4 protein-coding genes are annotated in these 5,121 nt (G+C 60.7%); 2 read left to right on the top strand and 2 right to left on the bottom strand.

The annotated features are described in order from the left end of the window. Nucleotides 1–82: 82 nt before the first annotated feature. A complete protein-coding gene (locus tag RGM2987_RS00580) occupies nt 83–1,429 on the bottom strand; it encodes an MFS transporter (protein WP_245138176.1) in 1,347 nt (448 codons plus the stop codon). Nucleotides 1,430–1,562: 133 nt separating this feature from the next. Continuing rightward, nucleotides 1,563–2,405: a pca regulon transcriptional regulator PcaR gene (gene pcaR / locus RGM2987_RS00575; protein WP_072409756.1), complete on the bottom strand. Its 843-nt coding sequence runs from the start codon at nt 2,403–2,405 to the stop codon at nt 1,563–1,565. Between the two features lie 551 nt (nt 2,406–2,956). Between pcaR and RGM2987_RS00570 the strand changes: the two genes are divergently transcribed. Continuing rightward, nucleotides 2,957–3,157 carry a hypothetical protein gene (locus RGM2987_RS00570; protein ID WP_245138175.1) on the top strand — a complete coding sequence of 67 codons (201 nt, stop codon included), beginning with the start codon at nt 2,957–2,959 and terminating at the stop codon, nt 3,155–3,157. A gap of 361 nt (nt 3,158–3,518) precedes the next feature. Next, a complete protein-coding gene (locus RGM2987_RS00565) occupies nt 3,519–4,994 on the top strand; it encodes an inorganic phosphate transporter (RefSeq protein WP_245138174.1) in 1,476 nt (491 codons plus the stop codon). Nucleotides 4,995–5,121 lie beyond the last annotated feature (127 nt).

Genomic DNA, 5,121 nt, shown 5'->3' with positions numbered 1-5,121 from the left:
ACCAAGATGTCGGATGTGCCTACGCCTTCGCGAGCAAGCCCGCTCCCACAGGAGGGTGACCACAGGAGTTTGAGTCCCCGGTTCAAGTGGCATCCGCATGACTGACCAATCCCTTGATCACCACCGCCATGGTCGCCAGTGCAGCCGGGATGACCAGGGCGGTTAGCACCTGTTCGAAGTTCCAGCCCAGCCCAAGCAAAGTCGCGCCCATCCAGGCCCCCAGGATCGCCCCGAAACGCCCGATACCGAGCATCCATGACACGCCGGTGGCGCGGCCCTGGGTCGGGTAGAAGCGCGCAGCCAGGGAAGGCATGGCCGATTGCGCGCCGTTGACACACATGCCCGCCACCAGCACCAACGTGGCGAGCAGCGTGATGTGGCCCAGGCTCTGCCCGACCGCGTAGGCAAACAGCCCGGCCAGCAGATAGAAAATACCGATGACCTTGTGCGGATTGAACCGGTCCATTGCCCAACCCACGCCCACCGCGCTCAACACGCCGCCGAATTGAAACAAGGCGCCGATGAACGCCGCCTGCTCCATGCTCGCGCCGCTGTCGCGCATCAGGGTCGGCAACCAGCTGGTCAGCAGGTAAACGATCACCAGGCCCATGAAGTAGGTCAGCCACAGCAGCAGGGTGCCGGCGCTGTAGGTCCCGGAGAAAATCACCGCCAGAACATTGCGGGCCTTCACGGTGTTCTGTTCCGGCACGCTGAAGCTCGCCGCCCGGGCAACCGTCTCCGGCTCGATCGGCCCCAGGGCCTTGCGCACTTTGTCGGCGCCACGATTGCGCACCACCAGGTAACGCGCCGATTCCGGCAGCCAGAACAACAGCACCACCGCCAGGATCAACGGCAGGACCCCGCCGATCAGCAACAGGCTGTGCCAGCCGAATGCCGGGATCAACTTGGCGGAAATGAACCCGCCGCCCGCCATGCCCAGGTTGAAGCCGCAGAACATGCTGGTGACCAACAGGGATTTCTTGCGCTCCGGGGTGTATTCCGAAAGCAAGGTGGTGGCGTTCGGCATTCCGGCGCCCAATCCCAGGCCGGTCAGGAATCGCAGTACCAGCAGTTGATCAACGTTGGTGCTGTAGGCCGAGGCCAGGCTGAAGGCGCCGAACAGCAAGACCGCACCCACCAGTACGACTTTTCGTCCAAAGCGGTCAGCCAACGGGCCCGAGCCCAATGCGCCAAAGACCATCCCGATCAGCGCGGCACTCATCACCGGCCCGAGGCTGGCGCGGTCGATGCCCCAGTCCTGGGACAAGGCCGGCGCGATAAAGCCCATGGCTGCCGTGTCGAGGCCGTCGAGAAAAACGATCAGGAAGCAGAGGATGACCACCCGCCATTGGTAGCGGGAAATGGGCCGGGTGTTGATGAAGGACTGTACGTCGAGGCAATTGCCTACAGAGGTCTGGGGCTGGTTCATCGGGGTTCTCGTTATTATTGTGTAGGTCGTCCTCCGCCAGCCAACAGGCCCGGATGACGCTGCCGCGACATTAATGACGGCAGACGAAAACCGTCAATTCGCCAGAGGCAACTCTGTGCGTTTATCGAACAGCTTAAGTGAACAGCTGCGCGCTCAGGTCACGGCTCGCGCCCAGCAGGCCCGGCAGAAAACGTTGTTCCAGCTCATTGCGGCTGACCCGTCCGGCGTGGGTACTGACATTGAGCGCCGCGACCACCTGGCCGGAGGCGTCGTACACCGGCACGGCAATCGAACGCAGGCCCTGTTCCAGTTCCTGATCGACGATGCACCAGCCTTGTTGCCGCACCTGTTGCAGGCATTCGAGCAGCGCTTGGGGGGTATGCAGCGTCCGGCTGGTCTTGGCTTGCAAATCGGCGTGGTCGAGGTAGTCGCGCAGCGAAGCGTCGTCCAAGGCCGCCAGAAGAATCCGGCCCATGGAGGTGCAATAGGCCGGCAACCGCCCGCCCACCGACAGGTCCACCGAAATCAGCCGCTGGGTGGTGGCCGACCGGGCGATGTAGAGAATGTCATCGCCCTCCAGCGTCGCCATGTTGCAGGCTTCGTGCAGTTGCTCGCTCATGCGGTCCAGGTACGGCTGGGCGGAAACAGCCAGTGGCGTGGAAGACAAATAAGCATGACCAAGGGTCAGCACTTTGGGCAACAGCGAATAAGTGCGGCCGTCGGTGGTGGCGTAGCCGAGTTTGATCAAGGTATGCAGGCAACGTCTGACGGCGGCGCGGGGAATTTCCGTGCGGTGGCTGATCTGAGCGATGGTCAGGTGCCGCTTGCGCTCCTGGAATGCCTGGACCACCGCCAGTCCGCGGGCCAGGGAGGTCATGAAATCCGGATCGCCGGTCAAGGCCTGGATTCGCTTGGCCGGCGAGGCAACGATGGGGGGCGCTACTGAGGTAAAGGCGTTGCGCAATTGGTCGTTCATGTCTGGTTTCCCCTGGGCAGGACAGCTATTACAAGCGGCTACCGACGGACCGACAAGGCCCCCCCGCCGACAGTGTTCGATTATCGAACCAGCAGCCGATAATCGCAATCGGCGGTAAATTACAGATTCGTTCGCCGAAAAACGTCTCCTTAACAAGTTGAAACCACACTTGAACTGCCCCGATATTGAACTTGTCCAGATCAACGACATCTTGTAATGGGCATCTGCTGATCGCAGTCGTACCTGATGATTACAGTTGCATGAACAATATTGACTCACACAACAACGCACATCCCTGGTTTTGTGGATAGTGTTATCCCGCCGGACCGCTATAATGCGCCTGAGTAGGGTACGGTCACTCGACCGCTTCCGTGCGCAGGCACTGTGCTTGAATATCGCGGTGCCCGAAGCGCCTTATGGCCGCTTCCCCTGTATGGCAACAACACGAAGCCCTGATGCTACGTCAGCTGTCAGCTCTGGTGCCGTGGCCGTCTGCATGCCCGCATGCAGTGCGTATCACCAGAATCAATTTCAATTAATTAGGTACAACTGTGACGAAAGAAGAACTGCGCGCGGAACTTGAGCGCCAGGAACAACGTTACAAGGAAGTTTACGGCGGGGAAATCACCACCTACGCCGCGCAACCTGAACCGGAACGCAAACCCTGGCGTAAACGCGCCACCGTTCAGGACCAGGCTTTTACCCAGGAACTGCAAAAGATGGAAAAAGAACTCAAAGCCGAAGAGCATTGACGCGCCGGCCAGGTTCTTGTGCAGCGGTATCCGGCCGACACCCAGGTCGGAACCCGATAACGGACGCCCGCCACGAGCGGGCCGTGTCTTCGCTCTGCCCAGCGCGGTGAACGACCCTGCCTGACACCCTTCTCAGATATTTCACACAACTGTTTAGGCGCGTCGGAACCCGCAGCCGATCCGTTTCGCTGCGCTTTCGGCCCCGGAATCAAAGGGTTGCGGGCCCCGTGGGAACCCTCGTCCCCAAGGCTTTCCTACAAAATATTTCGTTGAAGGATGTTACCGATGAGCAGGCAGTGCATCGATTACCAAGGTTTTCTGGCATAATCGCGCCCCCTTATGACCGGGTCAGAAAACCTTCATGATCGATTTATTCAGCGGACTGGATGCTTGGGTGCTTGTGAGCCTCTTGCTCGCCCTGGCTTTTGTCCTCGCCTTCGAGTTCATCAACGGCTTTCATGACACCGCTAACGCGGTTGCCACTGTTATCTACACCAAGGCCATGCCGCCTCACCTGGCGGTGTTCTTTTCCGGTGTGTTCAATTTCCTCGGCGTGCTGCTGGGCGGCGTGGGGGTGGCGTATGCCATCGTCCACCTGTTGCCGGTGGAACTGCTGATCAATGTGAACACCGGACACGGGCTGGCCATGGTGTTTTCGCTGCTCGCAGCGGCCATCACCTGGAACCTGGGCACTTGGTACTTCGGTATCCCGGCGTCCAGCTCCCACACGCTGATCGGCTCGATCCTCGGCGTCGGCCTGGCCAACGCGCTGATCAACGATATCCCGTTGGCCGACGGGGTGAACTGGCAGAAGGCGATCGATATCGGCGCCTCCCTGGTGTTCTCCCCCATGGCCGGCTTCCTTATCGCCGCCCTGGTGCTGATCGGCCTTAAATGGTGGCGTCCGCTGTCCAAGATGCACAAGACACCGGAACAGCGCCGCAAGATCGACGACAAGAAACACCCGCCGTTCTGGAACCGCCTGGTGCTGGTGATCTCGGCCATGGCCGTGAGTTTTGTCCACGGCTCCAACGATGGCCAGAAAGGTATCGGCCTGATCATGCTGGTGCTGATCGGCATTGTGCCTGCCCAGTTCGTGCTCGACCTGAACAGCACCACCTATCAGATCGAGCGGACCCGCGACGCGACCCTGCACCTGAGCCAGTTCTACCAGCGCAACAGCCAGTCCCTGGGTGAGTTCCTGGCACTGGGCAAAAGCGTGCCGGGCGACCTGCCGGAAAAATTCCGTTGCAACCCGCAGCAGACCGAACCGACCATCAATGCCCTGCTCGATACGCTCAAAGGCGTGGCGGATTACCATTCGCTGCCGGCCGAAAGCCGCATCGAAGTGCGTCGTTACTTGCTCTGCCTGGATGACACGGCGAAGAAGGTCGGCAAGTTGCCCGACCTGGCGGCTCGAGAGAAGGACGATCTGAACAAGCTGCGCAAGGACCTGACCGGGACCACCGAGTACGCCCCGTTCTGGGTGATCCTGGCAGTCGCCCTGGCCCTGGGCCTCGGCACCATGGTCGGCTGGAAGCGTGTGGTGTTGACCATCGGCGAGAAAATCGGCAAGCAAGGCATGACCTACGCCCAGGGCATGTCGGCGCAGATCACCACGGCCTGCATGATCGGCATGGCGAATATTTTCAGCCTGCCGGTTTCCACCACCCACGTGCTGTCCTCAGGCGTGGCCGGCACCATGGTCGCCAACAAGAGCGGCCTGCAAGGTGGCACCGTGCGCAACATCCTGCTGGCCTGGGTGCTGACCCTGCCGGCGACGGTGGCGCTGTCAGCCGGGCTGTTCTGGCTGGCGTCCCTCGCGATCGGCAGCTGATTCGAAGCGGCTGACAAAAAAGGTGCGATCCTGATGGGTCGCACCTTTTTTTATGCACACATACCTATTGTGGGAGCGGGCTTGCTCGCGAAGGCGCAGTGGCAGCCATTACATGCGTGACTGACAC

It is taken from the genome of Pseudomonas sp. RGM2987 (assembly GCF_022952855.1).
Lineage (GTDB): Bacteria > Pseudomonadota > Gammaproteobacteria > Pseudomonadales > Pseudomonadaceae > Aquipseudomonas.
Note: the sequence above shows the minus strand (reverse complement) of the source record. Positions and strands in the feature narration are given on the sequence as shown.

Excerpts from the sequence above, each read along its gene's own strand:
- RGM2987_RS00580 (WP_245138176.1), bottom strand. The coding sequence starts at position 1,429 with ATGAACCAGCCCCAGACCTCTGTAGGCAATTGCCTCGACGTACAGTCC.
- pcaR (WP_072409756.1), bottom strand. The coding sequence starts at position 2,405 with ATGAACGACCAATTGCGCAACGCCTTTACCTCAGTAGCGCCCCCCATC.
- RGM2987_RS00565 (WP_245138174.1), top strand. The coding sequence starts at position 3,519 with ATGATCGATTTATTCAGCGGACTGGATGCTTGGGTGCTTGTGAGCCTC.